Source organism: Vibrio phycocola, from assembly GCF_053850235.1.
The window spans coordinates 177,973-199,482 of the sequence record NZ_JBSQDJ010000011.1 but is presented as its reverse complement, the minus strand read 5'-3'; the positions used below and the strand labels follow the sequence as shown (position 1 = coordinate 199,482).

Genomic DNA, 21,510 nt, shown 5'->3' with positions numbered 1-21,510 from the left:
TGTTTTACCGTGGTCAACGTGGCCGATAGTACCAACGTTTACGTGCGGTTTCGTACGTTCAAATTTTTCTTTAGACATAAGTAGTCCCTCAAGGTACGGATTTAAGTGGCTTTGAAGACCACGTAACCAAAGTTATAGTCAATATTAAATTTCTAAAAGGAAATAGAACAGAGATCTGGTGCTGATACCCAGAGTCGAACTGGGGACCTCATCCTTACCAAGGATGCGCTCTACCGCCTGAGCTATATCAGCACTCGAAAGATTGGAGCGGGCAGCGGGAATCGAACCCGCATCATCAGCTTGGAAGGCTGAGGTAATAGCCATTATACGATGCCCGCACTCGTAACTCTGAGAGCTATTTCCTTAAAAAATGGTGGAGGGGGACGGATTCGAACCATCGAAGGCGGAGCCGGCAGATTTACAGTCTGCTCCCTTTGGCCACTCGGGAACCCCTCCAAATTTAGTCACTTTCAAAAGAAAGTGGTGCCGACTACCGGAGTCGAACTGGTGACCTACTGATTACAAGTCAGTTGCTCTACCTACTGAGCTAAGTCGGCACAAGTGGAGCGCATTCTATTGAATGATTTCTTTGCTTGCAAGCCTTTAACTAAAAAAAATTCCTTTTTCCGTCTGTTTTTTTATTCCTATGAATTTTTTGGTTTAATTTTGCCCCTCAAAGCGCAATATATTGCACTAGTCGGTTTGATTTCTTCGCGCCTTAAGGTATTTTGCTACACACTAATATGAGTAGAAACACGAGTCCAACATGAGTCCATACCTATCTTTCAATCGTCAGCAATGGTCAGAGCTAAGAAATTCGGTACCCATGACCTTATCTGAAGCCGATTTACACGAGCTGCAAGGTATTAATGAAAAACTGACAATGCAAGAAGCGGTTGAGATCTACCTTCCGTTAGCTCGACTACTCAATTTATATGTTGCTGCTCGCCAAAATCGTACGACCGTCCTAAATCAGTTTTTAGGTAATAGTGAAACGGCTCCTCCTTATGTTATTGGAATTGCAGGAAGTGTCGCTGTTGGGAAAAGTACAACAGCTCGGCTATTAAGCGCTCTACTTGCTCGCTGGGAAAATCATGCAAAGGTTGAACTGATCACAACTGATGGGTTTCTTTATCCTAATAAGGTACTGATCGAAAAAGACATAATGAGTAAGAAGGGCTTCCCTGAATCTTATGATATCAACCGTTTGGTTCAATTTGTTTCGGATGTAAAAGCTGGCAAGCCAAAAGTAGAAGCACCAATATACTCCCACCTCACCTATGATATTACCGATGAAAAGAAGGTGGTTGATAAACCGGATATCCTAATTATTGAAGGATTGAACGTATTACAAAGTGGTATGGATTATCCACACGATCCTCATCGAGTATTTATTTCTGACTTTCTTGATTTTTCGATCTACGTTGATGCGGAAGATTCACTCATTAAGCAGTGGTATGTCGAACGATTTTTAAAATTTAGAAAAGGCGCTTTCCAACAGCCAGAGTCTTATTTTAATCACTACACAAAAATCGATGAACCTGAAGCTATTTCAATAGCTAAAAACATATGGAATACGATTAATGGAGTAAATCTGGTGCAAAATATTTTACCTACTCGAGAGCGAGCTCGATTAGTTCTGAAGAAAACCGCCAATCATACTGTCGATAACATTATTTTACGCAAGTAAGTCACTTTATAACGCGCTCTACAAAGATTATTATCGAGAATGGGAGGGAATGCATTAATTCCCAGCTTTAGCTTCGGTTGTCGCCACGCAACGATATCTCTCCACCAATAAAACTTTCGACACCTTGTTCTGTTTCTAACAACACAGCACCTTGCTCGTTGATGCCGCGACAAATACCAAAGACCTCGTTTGGCCCCATCAACAGCTTAATCGGCCGCTCTAAAAAATTATCAAGTCTATTCCAACGCTCGACAAATTCCTTCATTCCATCGCGTTCGTAATCAGTTAATGCTCGTTGCCACGCTTGGATAAAACAACCAGCAAGCTGGTTCCTATCAACCGACTTACCATCCAATACTGCTGAAAGAGTGGTCCATGGCTGATCGATATCGCTCTCTTCTTGGCGCATCATCAAGTTCATCCCCATTCCAATGACTAAATGAGCCGCTCCACCAGCCTGCCCTGACATCTCCACTAAAATACCGGCTAGTTTTTTATCTTGATAATAGAGATCGTTAGGCCATTTTAGTTTTATGCCTTCAATTCCCAAGGTTTCAAGAGCCTCCACAACCGCTACACCAACGACTAAGCTCAATCCCATCGCCGCAGCCATACCCGCATCAAGACGCCAATACATCGACAGGTATAAGTTAGCGCCAAAAGGAGACAGCCACTGCCGTCCGCGACGTCCTCTCCCTTTTGACTGGTATTCAGCAACACAGACTGTGCCACTGTCTAACTCTTCAGATTTATCCAATAGAAATCGATTCGTTGAATCTATGATAGGATGCAACATCACAGGAGAATCACTGTATTCCTGTAATTTCCTTTCCATTAATAAATCGATGGGTTGAGAGAGCTGATAGCCTTTTCCTTGAACACGAAAGACATCAACGCCCCACTCTTGAATGCCTTTAATGTGCTTACTCACGGCAGCTCGAGAAATGCCCAATTCAGTTCCTAACGCTTCACCGGAATAAAATGAGCCATCCGATAACATTGCTAACAATGATAACTTTATGTGATGTTCTTTCATCAGACCAAAACCTCACTCAACTGCGTCTCACCATCTCTGCCAATAAAACGAACTTCATGCTCTAACGTGATGTAATAACGATCGTTAACCTTATCGACGACTTGTTTTGCAAGACTCAAAACATCATCAATAGTTGCACCATCAATATTCGTTAATACCAAGGCTTGTTGCGGATGAACTTGAGCACCACCTATTTTCAGTCCTTTTAGCCCACATTGGTCGATTAGCCAACCTGCTGCGACTTTCATTGATTCCCCTGCTGGATACGCTACTAGATTAGGAAACTGCTGTAGTAAGCTCTGATGGTGTTCATGAGATATTAAAGGGTTCTTAAAGAAACTACCGGCATTACCAATCTCTTTAGGATCGGGTAATTTCTCCATACGAGTCTGGCAGATAATGTCGTACACATCTTGTAATGAACTCTTATTATCAAGAGATTGTAAAGGACCATAACCTAATTTAGGTGACCAAATATGGCTTAGCTTAAGACCAACGGCTGTAATCACCACTTTGGCGTATAACTCATTCTTAAATATTGAATCTCTATAGCCAAACTGACATTCTGCTTGAGTGAGTCGCTGAATGGTCATGGTCTCTAAATCCAGAAACTCTACGTAGTCGCAAATATCATTAAACTCGACGCCATATGCCCCAATATTCTGGATTGGTGCACTACCAGCACAGCCAGGAATCAACGCGAGGTTTTCAAGTCCACACCATTTATTCTCAACGGTCATTTTGACTAAACTAGGCCAGTCTTCTCCTCCCATAACATGAAGAGAAACCGTATTTCCTACTTCTTTAATATCAATCCCAAGGAGATGATTAATCACTACGACTCCCGCATAGAATTGAGTAAATAGCACATTGCTGCCCTTTCCCAGAATTAGTTTCGGTAAATGAGACCATTCAGGCTTTGAATACACCTCGATCAACTCTTCGATAGAGGTAATTTCTACAAGCACTTCACAATGTTGCGAAAGAGAAAAGGTATGATACTGTCTTAGGTCGGCGTTAAGTTGTATTTGCATGAGCGTCTTAAAATCTAATAAACTTTAGATATTCTACATCAGATAGTTGGGATTCCTAGTTACTAATGATCAAGTTAGAGTTTGAAACCCTAGACTCGGTAAAATTACCTCTAGTCCAACGCTTTTATAAGCGTCACTACCCAGCAACAAAACCTAAGAAAAACGAACATATTATAATCGCTCGTTCTCTTGGTGAAATTTGCGCTGTGGTGCGTTTTCGCCCAATAGAGCAATATAAGTTGTTAACCGGAATGGTTGTAGATGAGGCATTTCGTGGACAAGGTATTGGTCATCAACTTCTCGAGCATTGCCAACAACAGATCTTGTCTGAGAATGTATACTGTTTTGCATTCACTTGGTTAGAACCCTTTTACCAAGCTCATCACTTTCATTCACTAGACCCTGATCAACTGCCAAATAACCTTAACATTCTGTTTCAACGGTATAAAAGCAGTGGAAAATCGCTTATACCAATGAGGTATGTTGCGGAATTCTCTCATATTTGACACCCTTTTATAGCCATATCAACGAGAAATTTGCTAGTATCGAGGGCTGCTCCTTTACTAAGATTCTAAGGTTGTACAAAAACAGATGATTGGTCGTAAAAACCCTCTTGAAACCTTGCCAGCGATTGCGTTAGATCCGCAGAATTTTCATGTTCTCCTTTCTGCCAAAGCGTATAAACGTCAGCTTATCGATTTAATTCGCCAAGCAAAATGTCGTATATATCTTGTCGCGTTATATCTCGAAGATGATGAGGCAGGTCGAGAAATCATGACCGAGTTATACGCGGCCAAACAGCGTAACCCTTTGTTAGATATATCTGTCTGCGTAGACTGGCATCGCGCACAACGAGGGCTCATTGGAGCAGAGAAATCGAATGGGAATGCAGAGATGTACCAGCGTTTTGCTGATCAATATGCTGAGAAAATACCCGTTTATGGTATTCCTGTTCGCAACCGAGAAATATTTGGGGTTCTTCACCTTAAAGGCTTTATCATTGATGATTCTGTTATATACAGTGGTGCAAGTCTAAATAATGTGTATCTCCATCATGCTGAACGCTATCGTTTCGATCGCTACCATACTATCGATAATAAAGTTCTCGCTGATTCAATGGTATCGTTGATTCAGCAAAGAATTATTTCCCATAAAGCCGTGTACAATTTGTGCGACCCAACTAGGCCGACGACCAAAGAACTGAAACCGACAATTAAGCGATTTCGAGGTCAATTACGTCGCTCTGAATACTCCTATGAGCCACAAAAAATTTCTGAAGACCAAGTCGGCATTACACCTCTGGTAGGCGTTGGTAAGCGTCGTAACCGTCTCAATCAACGAATCTATCAATTGATTGGCCAGGCAAAAGAAGAGTTAATCATCTGTACGCCTTACTTCAACTTCCCAGCTAGGATCAGCAATCAGGTGAAACGAGCCCTACGCCGTGGAGTAAAAGTCAGTATTATTGTGGGTGATAAAACAGCGAATGATTTCTATATCCCACCTGATAAACCTTTTAAAACCATTAGTGGTCTTCCTTATTTATATGAGTTAAATCTTCGACGTTTTGCTAAGGCATATGAAGCTCGTATCGCCAGTCGCCAGCTTTCAATTCATCTTTGGAAACATGATAACAATAGTTTTCATTTAAAAGGCATTTGGGTTGATCAACATTATATGTTGCTTACTGGAAATAATTTGAACCCAAGAGCTTGGAAGTTAGACTTAGAAAATGGGCTCTTAATAAATGATAAGCAAGGTCATTTACTCGAAAAGTTCCAACAAGAATTCGACAATATTACTCAACATACTCAATTAATTGGTAGCTATAAGCAGATTGACCCATTTGATAGCTACCCACCTTTAGTATTAAAGCTTTTACGGCGAATAAGGCGAACAAAAACAGACAGTATTTTGAAACAAATTCTTTAATGAGTTGATTTTAAAGATAAAATAATAAAGGAGCCGATGGCTCCTTTATTATTTCTGTAAGCTCAATAATGTGAGACTTTAGATATAAGCAAAAGCATCTGCAAATATTCGTTCGCGCCGTGCTTGCTTCGTTGATGTAAATAAATCACGCGCAGCCCCAGCCATTTCAAATCGACCAGCCAAATAGATATCAAAGCCTTCTAATGAATTGAAATCTTGTACGACTGCTTGTAATACATTCCCAATTTTACCTTGCCACTCTGCATCTGGAGATTCAACAACAGGGATAAAATTAACATTGTCATACTGATTAGCTAAAACGATTAACTCTTCTTTAGCATACAACTGGCAAGAATCTTTCGCACCCCAATAAAGATAAATAGGTCGAACAATATTCTGAGCTAAGCAGTGATCAAGGATAGAACGGACATAACTAAATCCCGTACCACCAGCAATCAGCAATAATGGACTGCCATCATCTTGCTGCAACCATGCATCACCATGAGGAGCATCAATATCAATCGTACTGCCTTGTTCGAGAGCTTGACGCATCGCATCTACAACTTCAATTGCATAAGCGTTATGCTCTGCAGCTCCAATATGTAACTCTAATTCTCCATTAGAGCGACAAGGGCTACTTGCGATTGAAAATGGCCGCTTATCTTTCTCGCCCATTACGACCATTAAATACTGACCGGCCTTAAAATCAATAACGTGCTCTGGTTGCAATAAAATTCTGTACGTATTACATGCCAAAGATTCTATCGATTTTACTTTGGTTTTAATTGTCATATTCTTCCTTCTTACTCACTCATCCAAAGTGAGCACTAAATTACTTTCTGCAAAAGCTTGGCAAGTAAATATCCAGCCTTCTTTCTTTTCTTGTTCAGTCAATAATGGTTCAAGGTGATAACGAACACTTCCTGATACCATTTTACATAGACACATTCCACAAGCGCCTACCCTACATCGATGCGGAAATAGTATATTATTGTTGAGCGCAGCATCGAGTACGGTTTGGTTCGAGTCTACTTCAAATTCTATAGACTCTGGAAGGATCTGAACAGTATAGGTCATAAAATCCCTAATTCGTCCCAGATTTGGTCGATCTTAGCGACAACTTTAGGGTCTTTCTTTATTGGTGTTCCCCAATCTCGTTGAGTTTCACCCTCCCATTTGTTGGTCGCATCCATTCCCATTTTTGATCCTAGACCTACAACAGGGGAAGCAAAATCCAAAGAATCAATTGGAGTATTCTCAATCAATACCGTATCTCTTGCGGGGTCCATCCTGGTTGTCATTGCCCAAATCACATCATTCCAATCTCGAGCATTGACATCATCATCACACACAATAACGAACTTAGTGTACATAAACTGGCGTAAAAACGACCAAACCCCCATCATTACACGCTTAGCATGACCAGGGTATTGCTTTTTCATTGTGACAACAGCCACACGATAAGAGCAGCCTTCTGGTGGTAAATAAAAGTCCACAATTTCAGGAAATTGCTTTTGTAAAATAGGCACAAAAACTTCATTTAAGGCAACGCCTAGTACAGCAGGTTCATCTGGTGGCCGCCCAGTATATGTACTGTGGTAAATAGGATCTTTACGCATCGAAATATGGGTAATGGTAAAGACATGATGACTTTCTACCTCATTAAAGTAGCCAGTATGATCGCCGTAAGGCCCCTCATCGGCGAACTCTGTTGGATCAATATACCCTTCTAATACAATTTCAGCGCTTGCGGGAACTTCTAAGTCATTACTTAATGATTTAACAACTTCAGTTTTACTGCCACGTAAGAGACCAGCAAAAGCATATTCAGATAACGTATCGGGAACGGGAGTTACGGCACCGAGTATTGTCGCGGGATCAGCTCCAAATGCAACCGATACAGGAAAAGGTTCGCCTGGGTTCGTTTCCATCCAATCTCTGAGATCGAGCGCACCACCTCGGTGGGCGAGCCAACGCATAATGATTTTATTTTTCGATAACTTCTGCTGCCGATAGATACCGATATTCTGCCTAGACTTATTCGGTCCTTTTGTGATGGTCAGCCCCCACGTCAAGAGTGGCGCGACATCACCAGGCCAACAACTCATCACCGGAATTTTATCTAAATCAACCTCATCCCCTTGCCAAACTACCTCTTGGCATGAGGCTTTACTCAAGCGTTTGGTTGGCATGTTGAGAACTTGTTTAAATACAGGAAGCTTATCTATCGCATCCTTGAACCCCTTTGGTGGTTCCGGCTCTTTCAAATATGCCAATAATTTTCCAACTTCTCGAAGCTCACTAACCTCTTTTCGCCCCATACCTATCGCAACTCGCTCTGAAGTACCAAACAAGTTCGTAAGTACTGGCATCTCATAGCCAACAGGGTTTTCAAACAACAAGGCAGGGCCACCTGCTCGTAAGGTTCTATCACTAATTTCCGTCATCTCGAAAACGGGATCAATAGGATGGGCTATTCGCTTGAGTTGACCAATGCTTTCAAGATGGTTTAAAAACGCTCGTAAATCCTTAAAACTCATAGGGCTTCTAATCGCTGGTAATGGTTAATAAAGTGTATCAAAAAACGACTGAGTACTACGTTATTTTTCTTTTCGATTGTGATTCTAACGGTCAAGTTCTGCTTTCACTTGTTTATATTTAATCTTAGAGCCAACATCGACCAATTCCTGCAACCAAGCTCTATACCCATTAGCGATCAATTGACCCGCAACAAAGTTCGCATCACCCTCTTGGTTTAGTTGTATTAGGAAATAACGACGAACGAAATTTTGCATGGGGAAAGCTTTTGCTAACGCCGATTGGGCCTGTTGCTTAAGTCTCGGGTTTCTACTGGCGAGAATAAGTTGCTCGAGTGCAAATACGGTATTCTGTTCACCTAACCGTGCGACTTCTTGCTCAGAGTATAAATCGGCTCGCATCAACCAAAACAATTTATACAAAGATGAGGCGTTACTGGCTTGGGCCAATCCTGCCATTATTTGATTAGAGGGTAACCAGCTGACAACATCAGGTGTGGTGATTTGACTGACTAGGTAATCAATATCTAATGGCTCTAACTGGTCCATGCTTCGAAGTAATAGGTCTTGATGCTTCTCAACAACCTCCAACTCACCAGTTAGCCACAACTCAAGATCCAATTGACGTAGTTGAACACTGGAAACAAATGCTTTGCTATTGCTCTCAAATTGCCACTCTTTTACCAAGCGATGAGCCAAAGAAGGATAGTCAAATGCTGGAGAGAGAAATTCAAATCCATCTCCTTTTTCAATTACATGATATTTTGGCGCAAGTAAACGAAGTGTTGCCACAAGGTTTTCCACATCAATAGAAAGCTGAATTGAGGCATCTTGAAAACGCTGTAATAATAAGAAGCGAATCACTTCTTGTTGAGGATTAGCAAGGCTTTGAATGGAAAAATCGAGAGCTTCAATTTGATTTTGTGTAACGAGCTCCATTAGCTCATCAACTTTTTCACTTAACTCCGGGCGAGCTAACCAACTATCTCGCTCGACAATACTCATTTCTTCTGCATGTGCCAACGACAAGACTGGCAAACGTAAGCAACAAACGAGTATTAACCACAACCATCCATGTCGCATGTTAATCTCCATATAACACCTGATGCTATTGTGTGGCGTGTTGATACTAGATGCAAATAAAACAGCCAGCTATATCTCTGTTTTCTTGTTACAATACCACCATATTGCAAATAATTCTCATTTAATAAATTAGAGTAATTCAATGTTAAGCATCAAAAATACCTATCAGAGCTATCACGCTCATGTGTACTTCGACCAAGAATCACAAAATAATGCCAAACGATTATGTTTAGCAGCAAAAGAAAAATTTGGTTTAAAAATTGGTCGATTCAATGAAAAGCTCGTTGGTCCTCATCCTTGTTGGAGTTGCCAAATTACCGTAGAAGCTAAAGACTTTGAACTTGTCTTTCCTTGGTTAGATCAAAACAGAGAGGAGATGACGATTTTTATTCATGCGGTCACTGGAGACAATATGAGAGATCACACAGAATTAACCGATTGGCTAGGAGAAGCACTGCCACTAAACTTAGACTTCTTTGTGAAGCTAGAACAAGAGAGAGCTTCTAATAAATTCTAAATAGAAGCTCAATGTGCTATTTAATGATGCAAGGCAACATACTTTCCATGATTTTTTATAATATTGACCTCTGCATCGTATAGTTCCGACAACGTCTTCGATGTCGCAACTTCCGAAGTTTCTCCTGCAAAGGCTATTTTTCCCTCTTTCACTGCGATAAAAAAGTCAGCATTTGCGAGTGCATAATTTAAATCGTGAATAACTATCACAATACTCTTGCCTTTTTCTTCAACAATATTTCGCAGCTTTGCCATTAAGGATTTTGCGTAACGAATATCGAGGTTGTTAAGTGGCTCGTCGAGCAGTAACCAATCGGTATCTTGAACATAAGCCATGGCTACAAAAGCCCTTTGCCTTTGCCCCCCTGAGATTTCATCTAAAAACCGATCACTTAATTCCAATAAGTGAAACTCTTCTAACGCTCTTTCCACTTCTATTTTGTCTGTTTCAGTTGGACGCCCTTGATGTTGTGGCCAACGACCAAAAGCGACTAGATCTCTAACACGAAGACGACTCGCAACCCCAAGATCCTGAGCAACGACCGCGATACGTAACGCCATTTTCTCAGACGCTGTTTTCGCAATATCCTGTTCATCTAGTGTAATTACGCCCGTCTGCACTGAGTCTTGCCGAGAAATCAAATGTAACAAGGTTGACTTACCAGCACCATTTGGACCAATTAATGCGGTAATTTTTCCTCTAGGGATATCGACGGAAATATCATCTAAGATAAGTCGATGCCCCAGACTATGAGTTAAAGAAGAAACCGCAATCATTTAATTTTTCCTTTAGATAATAGTAATAAGAAAAAGAGTCCTCCTACGAACTCAATCACAACAGTCAATGTAGATTGTCTTTCTAATAAGTTTTCAAAAACGACCTGTCCCAACAGTAAAATTACAGCTGAGATCATCGAGGCTGCTGGGATAAGTAATGCGTGTCGATGAGTTTTCATTAAACTATGTGCAAGTGCTGACACTAATAGCCCTAAAAAGATAATCGGTCCTACTAACGCTGTGGATACCGACACTAGGATCGAAATAGCACAAAGCGTTTTAAATTGGATACGGTCATAGTCTAAACCCAAAGATTTCGCAGCCCGCCGACCTAATAGCATCACATCCAGAACTTCACAGTTTCTAGCAACCCAAATGCAAACGATGATCAGAAGGAGTAAAGCTGAGATTAATTCGGTTTGATTGATACCACCAAATTGAGCAAACATGACACTCTGTAGAATAGCGAATTCTGAAGGATCAATTAGCCGCTGAATAAAAGTCGAAAGTGACCGAAATACCAAACCAAAAATCACACCAACAAGGATCATTAACTGAATATCTTGTCGTGTCTTTTTAAGCACCGCAGAAAACAAAATAACCGACGCGATGAGCATAATAAGCGTATTTAAGAAAAATAGAGTATTTCCCGGTAAATGCGCATAACTCAGGCCACTCAAAAAGAAAATAAGACACGTTTGCATGAGTAAATACAAAGCATCAAAGCCCATAATAGAAGGCGTCAGAACTCTATTGTTACTAATCGTTTGAAATAACACTGTTGAAATACCAATAGCGGCCCCAACAACAAGCAAACCACCCAGTTTGACGGCTCGTAACTCTAATATAAAAGCAATATGCGTTGTTAAGTTCCAACTAAACAGTAAGGTGATCACCAGTATTAGCGAAATAAAAAGCCCCCACAAACGTTTATCAGACATGGTTCTTTCTTCCTAGAATCAGCCATAAAAAGATAACCGCACCAATCACCCCAAATATCGTTCCAGCAGGGATTTCATAGGGATAACGAAGAGTGCGACCAATAATGTCCGAAAACAACGTAAAAATAGCCCCAAAACCTGCGACTAAAGGTAAACTTTCTCTTAGGTTATCCCCCATAAATCGGGATACTAGATTGGGCACAACCAGACCAATAAATGGTAAAACCCCCACCGTCACCACAACTAAACTAGAGGTAATTGCGACCGTTGCGACGCCAATAATCACGATAGACTGATAGTTCAGACCGAGAGATTGACTCGTCCGCTCTCCAAGCCCAACAATCGTAAACCGATCGGCAATAATATAGCTAAACAGACCAAAACCGCCTGCAATCCACAAAAGTTCATACCGCCCAGCAATGACGCCAGAAAACTCACCTGTCAGCCAAATACTTAAGTACTGCAATAGATCCATATGGAAAGCAAAATAAGTCGCTACAGAGCCCAGAATCCCACCATAGATCAGACCAACAAGAGGAATTAATAATGGTTGCTCTCGGGGCAAATGACGTACAAGTTTTAAAAAAGTCAGTAAACCAAGTAATGCACATACAGCGGCCACGGACATTTTTCCCAGAAGAGACCAATCAGGAAACCAAACTGCAACAATAAGAAGACCAATCATGCTAGCTTCCGTCGTCCCTGTCGTGCTCGGTTCAACAAATCGATTGCGAACCAAGAGCTGCATTATGACACCACAAATAGTAATGCTAGCCCCAGTTAAAATAATGGCAGCGGTTCGAGGCCACCGACTCACAAAGAACAGGTCCCATGCCTCTTTGTTATTCAATGAAAGATGACTTGCGGATAAATCGCCCACACCAATGAAAATGCTCACCCCCGAGAGAGTGAGCAATAAAGATATCATAATGAAATATGGCATTGAGCTTATGAACCAAAACCTTGAATAAGGTCATCAAGCATACTCATCATACCTTGATAGCCCCCTCCCATGACGTATGCAGGGCCAGGTGTAAGATAAATGATATTGTCTTCTTTTGCGGCTGTTGTGCCTTTGACTAACGCATTATCTAACGTTACTTCAGCTCCCTCACTCTTCCGACCTATAGCAGCAGACCGATCAAGAACAACAATATTATCTGGGTTAGTTTTTGCTATAAATTCAAATGAAATACTTTCTCCGTGGCTTTTATCATCAACTCCTTCAGCTGCTTCGATCAAACCAACATCAGTAAATAACCAACCGAAACGCGAATTAGCCCCAAAGGTCGATAGTTTTCCGCCACTCGTCATGACAATTAACGTATTTCCTTTTCCATGAACGATACTTTTTGCCTTTGCCAATTTAGATAAAAAATCCGCTTTTAATAATGCTGCTTTATCTTCAGTATTTGTAAGCTTACCGAAATCTTCCAGACGAGCTAACATCTGAGCGACATGATCGTCACCACGTACATACATATCGATAGTTGGAGCTATTTTCGATAACGGCTCCATTAGCTTAGAAGAACCACCACCAATAACGAAAAGATCGGGATTCATCTTCACTACCGCCTCATAGTTTGGCTCAGAAGATGCGCCGATTGATACCGGGTTTTCCACAAAATTATCAATGTAATCAACATATGTTTTTGCCGGCTTACCTTTAAGCTGCACACCTAATGCATCTAGCGTATCGAGAGATAAAAGGTCATAGACCACTATCGTTTGGGGTGCATCAGAAACGGTCACCTCTCCCTTTGCAGTACGAACCGAAATATCAGCAGCGATAACGCTAAAAGCAGAACACATTGCTCCTAACATCAGCACTAATTGAAAAGACCTAAACATAATAACTCCTGATTAAACTTCTTAATATGATGAGCGAATTTACGCCTCAGCCGTTTCTATTTCTTCACATAACATGCCAGTCTCCATGCAATATCAATACTAAGTAAGTGGTTACAAACATCTAAAAACAGCAAAAAGCACAGCAAATACGAATACGTGGGCACAATAACATAATTTTAAGTGCAAATGATAACTATTTGCATTACTATTCGCATCATAAGAATATGGTATGAATTTTTACCTCATTATTTTTGCTCTGAATAATGAAAAACAAATAGAAGAAACCACTTTATCGGCAACTTGCTGATTTAATTGTTAGTCAATAAAAAAGGAAATACGCAGTGAATACCCCATCAATCCAAAAAAATTTAACCAGTATTGCAGTAGGGTCCGCTTTGCTCTCAGCGCTTTCTCCTGCGGCGTTAGCTGCTGAAGCAAACACAGCATCCCTAGATAAGCAGGATGAGAAAATAGAAACTGTAGAAGTCATTGGTGCCGCGGCTGGTATCAATACCATCGACTCCACTGCAACTAAAATGAATATCTCGCTAAAAGATACGGGGCGCTCTGTCGTTCAGGTTTCCGAAGAAGAAATCAGTAATATGGCTGCCTCAGATATACGAGATATAGCTGGCTATCAAGCGGGTTTCCATGCTGATACTTCAGCTGCTCGCAGAAACGTTATCAGAGGAATTAATACCAATATCGATACATTTGTTGTCAATGGTTTACGTTCACTACAGGGTGGAGAGGCTGGTACTGGCTCAACGATTCCTAGTACATATAACTTGGAGTCAGTCACCTTCCTTAGTGGTGCAGATAGTATCTTATACGGAACGGGTATCGCGGGTGGTATTGTTAGCGCGACAACTAAAAAGCCACAGGAAGAATCAGAAACAACGCTTGGTTTAAGTACTCGTTCCTATGCCGCTAGTGATGTTGGTAATTTCGAACGAAATAAAGTGACAGTTGATATTGATTCTACGGGTAAACTCGTTGGCGATGACGTCCTCTACCGTATCATCACTCAGGTCACTCCCGAAGGTGAAATGTATCAAGATCATCGTACTTCAGATGATAAATTTATTGATGCATCACTAACTTTTAAAGTAGGAGACAATACAAAAATTACCCCCCGCCTTGAGTATAAAGACCAAGAAAAAGTCGGTGGTAGTGCTTGGACTGATGGCTTCTATTCCAGTAATTTCATTAATGGTTCATTAGGAAATACGACATCCAGTTACGGCGAAATAGGTAACCGTAGTTATTATTATGGTAGTCCTCTAGATAAAGGCACGAATGAATCTAAAACAGCCGAATTACATATTGAACACTTGTACAATGATAAGTGGCTATTCAATGCACGAACGGCTTACGTTGAGACGGATTCCGAGACACAGGATTTATACGTCAGTACCAGCAGTGGATTAGGAAATGCTATTGGTGATACAACGTTAGAACGTAAGTGGGTATACGCTCGAAGTATTGATACCTACAAACTTCTAGACCTCAATGCAGAAGGTAAGTTGATGACTGGCAATCTAGAACACCACTTGCTAGCTGGTGTTAACTTTCGTGATAAGAAAGTTAAAAGCCTAAGAAACTTCCAAGATAATGCCGATGCGATTGGACAAAATACGATTTCAGTCAGCGATCCGAATGATCAAACTTATACTTCGATGCCTGACAGTCTTAAAGAAGGTGATTTCAGCACAACAGAAGACAAAGAACTGAATTTTTACCTGAAAGACCGAATAAACTTAGGCGATTTAACGGTAGCGGTTGGATTAGGATATTTAGACTATGATGGTGCGGAAAGTAATGGTGAATACAAACAAAACTTCACTCATTTTGCATATGACTTCGGTGCTGTCTATAAAGTGAATCCAAATATGAATGTATTTGCCTCTTACAGTCAGTCATTTGATCCAGTCGATACGTCAGACGTCGTTCAATATGGACAAGATGGTGTGGATTATCAACCCATAGAAAGCGATAACTATGAAGTAGGAATCAAGGGAGAGTTCTTAGAAAATAAACTCATTGCAAGCATGACTTTATTTTACATCAATGAGAAGAACACAACAGCAAGAGAAACTGGTGGTGACGATATAACACGTCTCGTTCAAGACTCTGGTGATTCATTCCGTTCTCATGGTCTTGAAGTAAATGCAACTTATCACATCACTGACCAATTCTCGACTCAAATAAGCTACGCATATACTGATGCTAAAGATATCTCAGATGGAGATGGAGCAGCTTCTCTACAGGCAAATATGACTCCATATAATTCTCTGTCTATTTGGAATAGCTACTCGCTACAAAACCAACCTGTTCGTTTAGCATTAGGTATGCGTTCTGAATCTGGACGTTATGATGATGATGAATATACTCTTCCGGGTTATGCGGAATTCGATTTCGGTACCTATTATGAAACTAATGATTGGGATGTTTCTTTAGTGGTGAAAAATCTATTGGATAAAAATCGAATTTACACCACCTCGAACTGGAGAACCGTTTCTGCTAGCGACCCCCGTTCAATCAATTTAGACTTCAAATACCGCCTCTAGTTGAGGGCTGAGCGAGCCAAAACTGGCTCGCTCTTATTTTTCTAAGGCATTCAAAGAATGATTAAGATTCTAAAAAACGTCATTTCCTATGATCAAATTCAAAATTTAGATCTCCTTATCCAAGATGGAACGTTCCATTCTGGGAAAAACACAGCCGGTTGGGCCGCTCAATCCATCAAGAATAATCAACAATGGTCAGCACGCCCTGAGCAAGAAGCGGAATTGTCTGCTTATCTAACAAGTCTGCTAACATCACACCCAGAGTTTGCAACAACAACCTATGGAAAAAGAATCGCACCCTTTTTAGTCAGCGAGAGTCAAGATTCAGGAGGTTACGGTAATCATGTAGATGATGCTCTTATGGGGGCAGAAACGATTATCCGATCGGATATATCTTGCACGATATTTTTAAGTGACCCCACAGACTATATAGGTGGCGAGCTTGTTATCAATCTGAGTGGTCAAGAACTAAGTTATAAACTTCCATTAGGGCACGCTATCGTTTACCCATCCACGACATTACATCGAGTGAATCCTGTGACAACTGGGGTTAGACGTGTAGGGGTAACCTGGCTCGAAAGCTACGTTCGCAGTGCAGAAGACAGAGAAGTTCTTAATGACCTTGATTTAGCTCGACGAGATATAATGAAAAGCCAAGGAAAATGTGCAGCCTTCGATCAAATTAGTAAAGCCCATGCTAACCTTTTGCGTCGTTGGTCTGATACGTAATTTTCAGCTCAACTATGATCTAAAAAGCCCTCAATAATGAATATGTAATCATTGAGGGCTCGAACAAATTTCAATAACGATAATGCTTATAATCTATTGACGTCGCATCGCATCAAAGAACTCATTATTGGTTTTAGTCATTGCCAATTTATCGATAAGGAACTCCATCGCATCTGTTTCTCCCATAGGGTGAACAATCTTGCGCAGAATCCACATTTTCTGTAGCTCATCACCTTTAGTAAGGAGCTCTTCTCGGCGAGTACCTGAACGATTGAAATCGATAGCAGGGAAAACACGCTTCTCAGCAATCTTACGATTGAGATGAAGCTCCATGTTACCTGTACCTTTAAATTCTTCGTAGATAACTTCGTCCATCTTGGATCCCGTATCAACCAATGCTGTCGCAATGATAGTAAGGCTTCCACCTTCTTCAACATTACGAGCTGCACCGAAGAAACGCTTTGGACGATGCAATGCGTTCGCATCAACACCACCGGTTAACACTTTACCAGATGAAGGCACAACAGTGTTATAAGCGCGAGCAAGACGCGTAATTGAATCCAATAAGATCACTACATCCTTTTTGTGCTCAACCAATCGTTTAGCTTTCTCAATAACCATTTCCGCTACTTGAACGTGGCGAGAAGCTGGCTCATCGAACGTAGATGCAATCACTTCACCATTTACAAGACGTTGCATTTCGGTCACTTCTTCTGGACGCTCATCAATAAGAAGAACCATAAGAAGACACTCAGGGTGATTGTGAGCAATACTTTGAGCGATGTTTTGTAGCAACATCGTCTTACCTGCTTTTGGTGGAGCAACGATCAAACCACGTTGGCCCTTACCAATTGGCGAGGCTAAATCTAAAACGCGCGCCGTAATATCTTCTGTAGACCCATTCCCACGCTCCATCACCATGCGTTCGTTAGCATGAAGAGGCGTTAGGTTTTCAAACAATATCTTATTACGAGCATTGTCTGGGCGGTCATAGTTAACGCTATTCACTTTTAAAAGTGCGAAATAGCGCTCTCCTTCTTTAGGTGGTCGAATTTTACCGCCAATGGAATCACCAGTACGGAGGTTAAAACGACGAATTTGGCTAGGTGAGACATAAATATCATCTGGACCAGCCAAATAGGAACTGTCGGAGCTTCTTAGGAAGCCGAAGCCATCTTGAAGTATTTCTAAAACACCATCGCCAAAGATATCTTCTCCGCTTTTCGCATGAGCCTTAAGGATTGCGAAAATAATATCTTGCTTACGTAAGCGTGCTAGATTATCAAGCCCTAGAGTTTCACTGAGCTGGACAAGCTCAGACACAGGTTTGTTCTTTAATTCTGTTAAATTCATGGTGGTGAGTACTTGTTTAGTCAAAATAGGATCTATTTGCTAGTTAAGGAGATTTGGTCTGATAGGATTGACCAAGAAGTGAAATCTGTTTATTTTACGTGCAATAAATTATCACTAAAAATAAGACTAGTCTAGGTTTTGTTCAATTACAAAATAATAAAACCGCATATTTCTAATATACGGTCTCATTTCTTACAAATTTGCGTCTAAAAACTCTTTTAGTTGCGTTTTTGATAACGCTCCAACCTTAGTTGCCGCAACCGCACCATCTTTGAAAAGAAGTAGCGTTGGAATACCACGAATACCAAATTTAGGTGGGGTTTCCGCATTCTGATCAATATTCAATTTACCGACAGTCAGTTTGCCTTCGTATTCTTCTGCAATTTCATCAAGAATAGGGGCTATCATCTTACAAGGACCGCACCATTCTGCCCAAAAATCGACAAGAACAGGACCTGTAGCTTTGAGCACGTCAGCGTCAAAGCCATCATCAGTTAGCGGCAAAATCTTTTCACTCATCTTCGACTCCAATGTGTTTTCAGACACCAATTTCAAAACAATTGGTATTTACGCCCTCTATTGGAATGTATTTACTTCCTTAATGCAAGTGTAAGCTGATATTCTATGCAAATGAAAAAGACACATATCACAGAGCAAAAGTTCGCCGATTTTGGATTAAACACTAAAATCATTGAAGGATTGAATACTAAAGGGTACGAATTCTGTACTCCAATTCAAGCTTTGGCGTTGCCGGTAGTGCTCTCCGGCCAAGACATAGCAGGCCAGGCCCAAACAGGGACTGGTAAAACTCTCGCGTTTCTTACTGCAACTTTTAATCATTTGCTCTCAACACCTGAAGTTGAAGGTCGCGCAGCAAATCAACCCCGAGCCATTATCATGGCCCCGACTCGTGAACTCGCGATCCAAATCTACAACGATGCGGAACCGTTGATTAAGAGTACGGGAATTAGTGCTGCTCTAGCCTATGGTGGCGAAAGTTACGATAAACAAGTGGCTCGCTTAGAAAATGGTATGGATATTTTGATTGGCACGACCGGTCGAATCATCGATTTCTACAAGCAAGGTGTCTTCAATCTAAACAACATTCAAGCAGTCGTTCTAGATGAAGCAGACCGCATGTTCGATTTAGGCTTTATTAAAGACATTCGCTTTTTATTCCGTCGCATGCCAGCACCGCAAGATCGCCTTAACATGCTTTTCTCTGCAACATTGTCCTATCGAGTACAAGAACTCGCATTTGAACATATGCATAACCCTGAGCATGTTGTTGTAGAAGCGGAACAAAAAACCGGACACCGTATTAAGGAAGAGCTATTTTATCCTTCAAACGAACATAAAATGGCACTACTGCAAACGATTATTGAAGAAGAGTGGCCAGATCGCGCCATCATCTTCGCGAATACCAAACACCGTTGTGAAAAAATTTGGGGTAGCCTTGCCGCTGATGGCCATCGAGTCGGCCTTCTTACTGGAGATGTGCCACAGAAGAAACGTGAACGCATTCTAGACGAATTTACTAAAGGCTTAGTTGATATTCTTGTTGCGACAGATGTGGCAGCACGTGGTCTTCACATTCCACAAGTGACTCACGTCTTCAATTACGATTTACCTGATGATTGTGAAGATTATGTTCACCGTATTGGCCGAACTGGACGTGCTGGTGAAAGTGGAAATTCAATCACATTTGCCTGTGAAGAGTACGCGATCAATTTAACCGGTATCGAAGAGTATATTGAGCATCAAATTCCTGTTTCAGACTATGATCCAACAGCTTTACTTACGGATCTGCCTGCACCGATCAGGTTGTTCTCGAATAAAGGCCCTCGCCGCACCAATACAGGGGGTAATCGTTCGAACAACAATCGCTCTGGAGGTAATAGAAATCGTCGTCCTAACCAAACACGTTAAAATTAAGTATCAGTAATATAGGAATCGTCGTCGTTTATGAGTGATAACGCCTCTACACCGTTTTACGCCGCCATCGATTTAGGATCGAACAGTTTTCATATGCTCGTTGTTCGACATGTCGAAGGAAGCGTACAAACAATGGCTAAAATTAAACGTAAAGTACGACTAGCTGCTGGCTTAGATGCTAAGAATCATCTAAGCCAAGAAGCAATGCAACGTGGATGGGATTGTTTAAGCCTATTCGCGGAACGCCTCCAAGACATTCCAGAGTCACATATTCGGATTGTGGGTACTGCCACACTTCGAGTCGCAAGTAATATTGACGAATTTCTAGAGAAAGCCAATCAAATATTAGGGCATTCGATAGAAGTGATATCAGGCGAAGAAGAAGCAGCCACAATCTATAAAGGTGTCGCTCACACTTCTGGAGGTTTAGGCCAACGCTTGGTTGTCGATATTGGTGGCGCAAGTACAGAACTTGTTATTGGCGAAGGATTTGATGCTAAAGCTCTTACCAGTTTAAAAATGGGCTGTGTAACTTGGCTCAATCGCTACTTTCAAGACCATAAACTAAGCCAAAGTAACTTCACTAACGCAATCGATGCGGCCAAAACAGCCCTTGAACCTATTTTGAACCAATATCGTTCTCTTGGGTGGGATATTAGTGTCGGAGCAAGTGGCACCGTACAAGCTTTGCAAGAAATCATGGTGGCGCAAGGAATGGATGAAGTAATCACTCATTCCAAATTACAGCGATTACAAAGTCAGGCAATGTATTTCGATCAACTTGAAGAGTTGGAGATTGAAGGTCTGACATCAGAGCGTGCGTTAGTCTTTCCGAGCGGTTTATCTATTCTAATTGCTATCTTTCAAGTGTTAGACATCGAATCAATGACCCTCGCGGGTGGTGCTCTTCGTGAAGGGTTAGTCTACGAGATGATTGATGATTTAAGGCAAGATGATATCCGCCGACGCACAGTAGAAAGCGTACAAACTCGCTATCAAATAGACCGCTTATACGGCAACCAAGTTGCTCAGCTTGTATCGACAATGCTGGAGCAATGTGGGGATAACTGGATTAGAGAGTCACAAGCTAAGTTCTTAATTAACACTGTCGCTCAGTTACATGAAATTGGCTTAAGTATCGATTTCAAAACAGCTGGCGAGCACAGTGCTTACTTACTGAAAAACCTCGATTTACCCGGATTTACACAAGCACAGCAATTTCTCATATCCGAGTTATCCAGACGCTATCGAGATACATTAACGCCAATTCCAAATCAACATGCACTTTCAAACAACAGTGCCAAAAGGCTCCTACAACTTTTGCGTCTAGCAATCATATTGAGCCATCGACGCCAAACTCAGGTTGAAGCAGAGTTTACTTTAATCGCAAATGACGACGAACTGACTCTAGTGATTAGCAAAACTTGGTTAATCCAGAATCCTCTCACAAAATCAGAGCTTGAATTGGAAGCCAATCGGCAATCTGATTTGGGGTGGCCACTCATCATACAGATACAATAAGTTAT

General features: G+C 41.2%; 19 protein-coding genes, 4 tRNA genes and 1 pseudogene. 8 read left to right on the top strand and 16 right to left on the bottom strand.

Annotation, left to right across the window (positions count from 1 at the left end; translation table 11 throughout):
* Window positions 1–176: 176 nt before the first annotated feature.
* The 4 genes from ACWU4D_RS15525 to ACWU4D_RS15510 all read right to left on the bottom strand — a co-directional run bounded on the left by ACWU4D_RS15525 (window position 177) and on the right by ACWU4D_RS15510 (window position 557).
* Window positions 177–252 (bottom strand) — tRNA-Thr (locus ACWU4D_RS15525).
* An 11-nt stretch (window positions 253–263) separates the two neighbouring features.
* Window positions 264–338, bottom strand: a tRNA-Gly gene (locus ACWU4D_RS15520).
* A gap of 33 nt (window positions 339–371) precedes the next feature.
* Window positions 372–456: transfer RNA gene (locus ACWU4D_RS15515), tRNA-Tyr, on the bottom strand.
* A 25-nt stretch (window positions 457–481) separates the two neighbouring features.
* Window positions 482–557 (bottom strand) — tRNA-Thr (locus tag ACWU4D_RS15510).
* Between the two features lie 209 nt (window positions 558–766).
* Between ACWU4D_RS15510 and coaA the strand changes: the two genes are divergently transcribed.
* The gene (gene coaA, locus ACWU4D_RS15505) at window positions 767–1,690 is read left to right on the top strand and encodes a type I pantothenate kinase (protein WP_456052350.1); all 924 of its coding nucleotides are present in this window, start codon (window positions 767–769) and stop codon (window positions 1,688–1,690) included.
* A gap of 67 nt (window positions 1,691–1,757) precedes the next feature.
* On the opposite strand, the gene birA is transcribed toward coaA, so the two are convergent.
* Entirely contained in the window at window positions 1,758–2,726 is a 969-nt protein-coding gene (gene birA / locus ACWU4D_RS15500) for a bifunctional biotin--[acetyl-CoA-carboxylase] ligase/biotin operon repressor BirA (protein ID WP_456052349.1), read from the bottom strand.
* On the bottom strand, window positions 2,726–3,760 hold the full coding sequence (gene murB / locus ACWU4D_RS15495; RefSeq protein ID WP_456052348.1) for a UDP-N-acetylmuramate dehydrogenase: 1,035 nt from the start codon (window positions 3,758–3,760) through the stop codon (window positions 2,726–2,728). Before murB ends, birA begins: the two co-directional genes overlap by 1 nt.
* A 65-nt stretch (window positions 3,761–3,825) precedes the next feature.
* On the opposite strand from murB, the gene ACWU4D_RS15490 reads away from it, so the two are divergent.
* The gene (locus ACWU4D_RS15490) at window positions 3,826–4,266 is read left to right on the top strand and encodes a GNAT family N-acetyltransferase (RefSeq protein ID WP_456052347.1); all 441 of its coding nucleotides are present in this window, start codon (window positions 3,826–3,828) and stop codon (window positions 4,264–4,266) included.
* 85 nt (window positions 4,267–4,351) lie between these two features.
* A complete protein-coding gene (pssA, locus tag ACWU4D_RS15485; RefSeq protein ID WP_456052346.1) occupies window positions 4,352–5,692 on the top strand; it encodes a CDP-diacylglycerol--serine O-phosphatidyltransferase in 1,341 nt (446 codons plus the stop codon).
* Between the two features lie 78 nt (window positions 5,693–5,770).
* Here the strand turns inward: pssA and fre are convergent, their stop codons facing one another.
* The 4 genes and pseudogenes from fre to ACWU4D_RS15465 all read right to left on the bottom strand — a co-directional run bounded on the left by fre (window position 5,771) and on the right by ACWU4D_RS15465 (window position 9,312).
* Entirely contained in the window at window positions 5,771–6,484 is a 714-nt protein-coding gene (fre, locus tag ACWU4D_RS15480) for an NAD(P)H-flavin reductase (protein ID WP_456052345.1), read from the bottom strand.
* A gap of 15 nt (window positions 6,485–6,499) precedes the next feature.
* Window positions 6,500–6,769: a 2Fe-2S iron-sulfur cluster-binding protein gene (locus ACWU4D_RS15475; RefSeq protein ID WP_456052344.1), complete on the bottom strand. Its 270-nt coding sequence runs from the start codon at window positions 6,767–6,769 to the stop codon at window positions 6,500–6,502.
* An 11-nt stretch (window positions 6,770–6,780) separates the two neighbouring features.
* Window positions 6,781–8,232: pseudogene (gene ubiD / locus ACWU4D_RS15470) on the bottom strand (4-hydroxy-3-polyprenylbenzoate decarboxylase); the annotation flags it as partial.
* An 84-nt stretch (window positions 8,233–8,316) separates the two neighbouring features.
* Entirely contained in the window at window positions 8,317–9,312 is a 996-nt protein-coding gene (locus tag ACWU4D_RS15465) for a hypothetical protein (RefSeq protein WP_456052343.1), read from the bottom strand.
* A 142-nt stretch (window positions 9,313–9,454) separates the two neighbouring features.
* Between ACWU4D_RS15465 and ACWU4D_RS15460 the strand changes: the two genes are divergently transcribed.
* The gene (locus ACWU4D_RS15460) at window positions 9,455–9,829 is read left to right on the top strand and encodes a DOPA 4,5-dioxygenase family protein (protein WP_456052342.1); all 375 of its coding nucleotides are present in this window, start codon (window positions 9,455–9,457) and stop codon (window positions 9,827–9,829) included.
* 20 nt (window positions 9,830–9,849) lie between these two features.
* On the opposite strand, the gene ACWU4D_RS15455 is transcribed toward ACWU4D_RS15460, so the two are convergent.
* The 4 genes from ACWU4D_RS15455 to ACWU4D_RS15440 are packed head-to-tail and all read right to left on the bottom strand — an operon-like array spanning window position 9,850 to window position 13,397.
* Window positions 9,850–10,605: an iron ABC transporter ATP-binding protein gene (locus tag ACWU4D_RS15455; protein ID WP_456052341.1), complete on the bottom strand. Its 756-nt coding sequence runs from the start codon at window positions 10,603–10,605 to the stop codon at window positions 9,850–9,852.
* Window positions 10,602–11,546: an iron chelate uptake ABC transporter family permease subunit gene (locus ACWU4D_RS15450; protein WP_456052340.1), complete on the bottom strand. Its 945-nt coding sequence runs from the start codon at window positions 11,544–11,546 to the stop codon at window positions 10,602–10,604. The genes ACWU4D_RS15455 and ACWU4D_RS15450 overlap by 4 nt, the downstream gene beginning before the upstream one ends.
* Complete coding sequence (locus ACWU4D_RS15445) at window positions 11,539–12,474, bottom strand: ABC transporter permease (RefSeq protein ID WP_456052360.1); 936 nt, start codon at window positions 12,472–12,474, stop codon at window positions 11,539–11,541. The genes ACWU4D_RS15450 and ACWU4D_RS15445 overlap by 8 nt, the downstream gene beginning before the upstream one ends.
* A gap of 20 nt (window positions 12,475–12,494) precedes the next feature.
* Window positions 12,495–13,397: a siderophore ABC transporter substrate-binding protein gene (locus tag ACWU4D_RS15440; protein ID WP_456052339.1), complete on the bottom strand. Its 903-nt coding sequence runs from the start codon at window positions 13,395–13,397 to the stop codon at window positions 12,495–12,497.
* 341 nt (window positions 13,398–13,738) lie between these two features.
* On the opposite strand from ACWU4D_RS15440, the gene ACWU4D_RS15435 reads away from it, so the two are divergent.
* Together ACWU4D_RS15435 and ACWU4D_RS15430 are read left to right on the top strand one after the other, a co-directional pair.
* A complete protein-coding gene (locus tag ACWU4D_RS15435; RefSeq protein ID WP_456052338.1) occupies window positions 13,739–15,967 on the top strand; it encodes a TonB-dependent siderophore receptor in 2,229 nt (742 codons plus the stop codon).
* 57 nt (window positions 15,968–16,024) lie between these two features.
* Complete coding sequence (locus tag ACWU4D_RS15430; RefSeq protein WP_456052337.1) at window positions 16,025–16,696, top strand: Fe2+-dependent dioxygenase; 672 nt, start codon at window positions 16,025–16,027, stop codon at window positions 16,694–16,696.
* A 93-nt stretch (window positions 16,697–16,789) separates the two neighbouring features.
* Here the strand turns inward: ACWU4D_RS15430 and rho are convergent, their stop codons facing one another.
* Together rho and trxA are read right to left on the bottom strand one after the other, a co-directional pair.
* A complete protein-coding gene (gene rho / locus ACWU4D_RS15425) occupies window positions 16,790–18,049 on the bottom strand; it encodes a transcription termination factor Rho (RefSeq protein ID WP_456052359.1) in 1,260 nt (419 codons plus the stop codon).
* A 192-nt stretch (window positions 18,050–18,241) separates the two neighbouring features.
* The gene (gene trxA / locus ACWU4D_RS15420) at window positions 18,242–18,568 is read right to left on the bottom strand and encodes a thioredoxin TrxA (protein ID WP_456052336.1); all 327 of its coding nucleotides are present in this window, start codon (window positions 18,566–18,568) and stop codon (window positions 18,242–18,244) included.
* A gap of 111 nt (window positions 18,569–18,679) precedes the next feature.
* On the opposite strand from trxA, the gene rhlB reads away from it, so the two are divergent.
* Window positions 18,680–19,978, top strand: a complete 1,299-nt coding sequence (gene rhlB / locus ACWU4D_RS15415) for an ATP-dependent RNA helicase RhlB (RefSeq protein WP_456052358.1) — start codon at window positions 18,680–18,682, stop codon at window positions 19,976–19,978.
* A 36-nt stretch (window positions 19,979–20,014) separates the two neighbouring features.
* Entirely contained in the window at window positions 20,015–21,505 is a 1,491-nt protein-coding gene (gppA, locus tag ACWU4D_RS15410; protein ID WP_456052335.1) for a guanosine-5'-triphosphate,3'-diphosphate diphosphatase, read from the top strand.
* The last annotated feature ends 5 nt before the right edge of the window (window positions 21,506–21,510 follow it).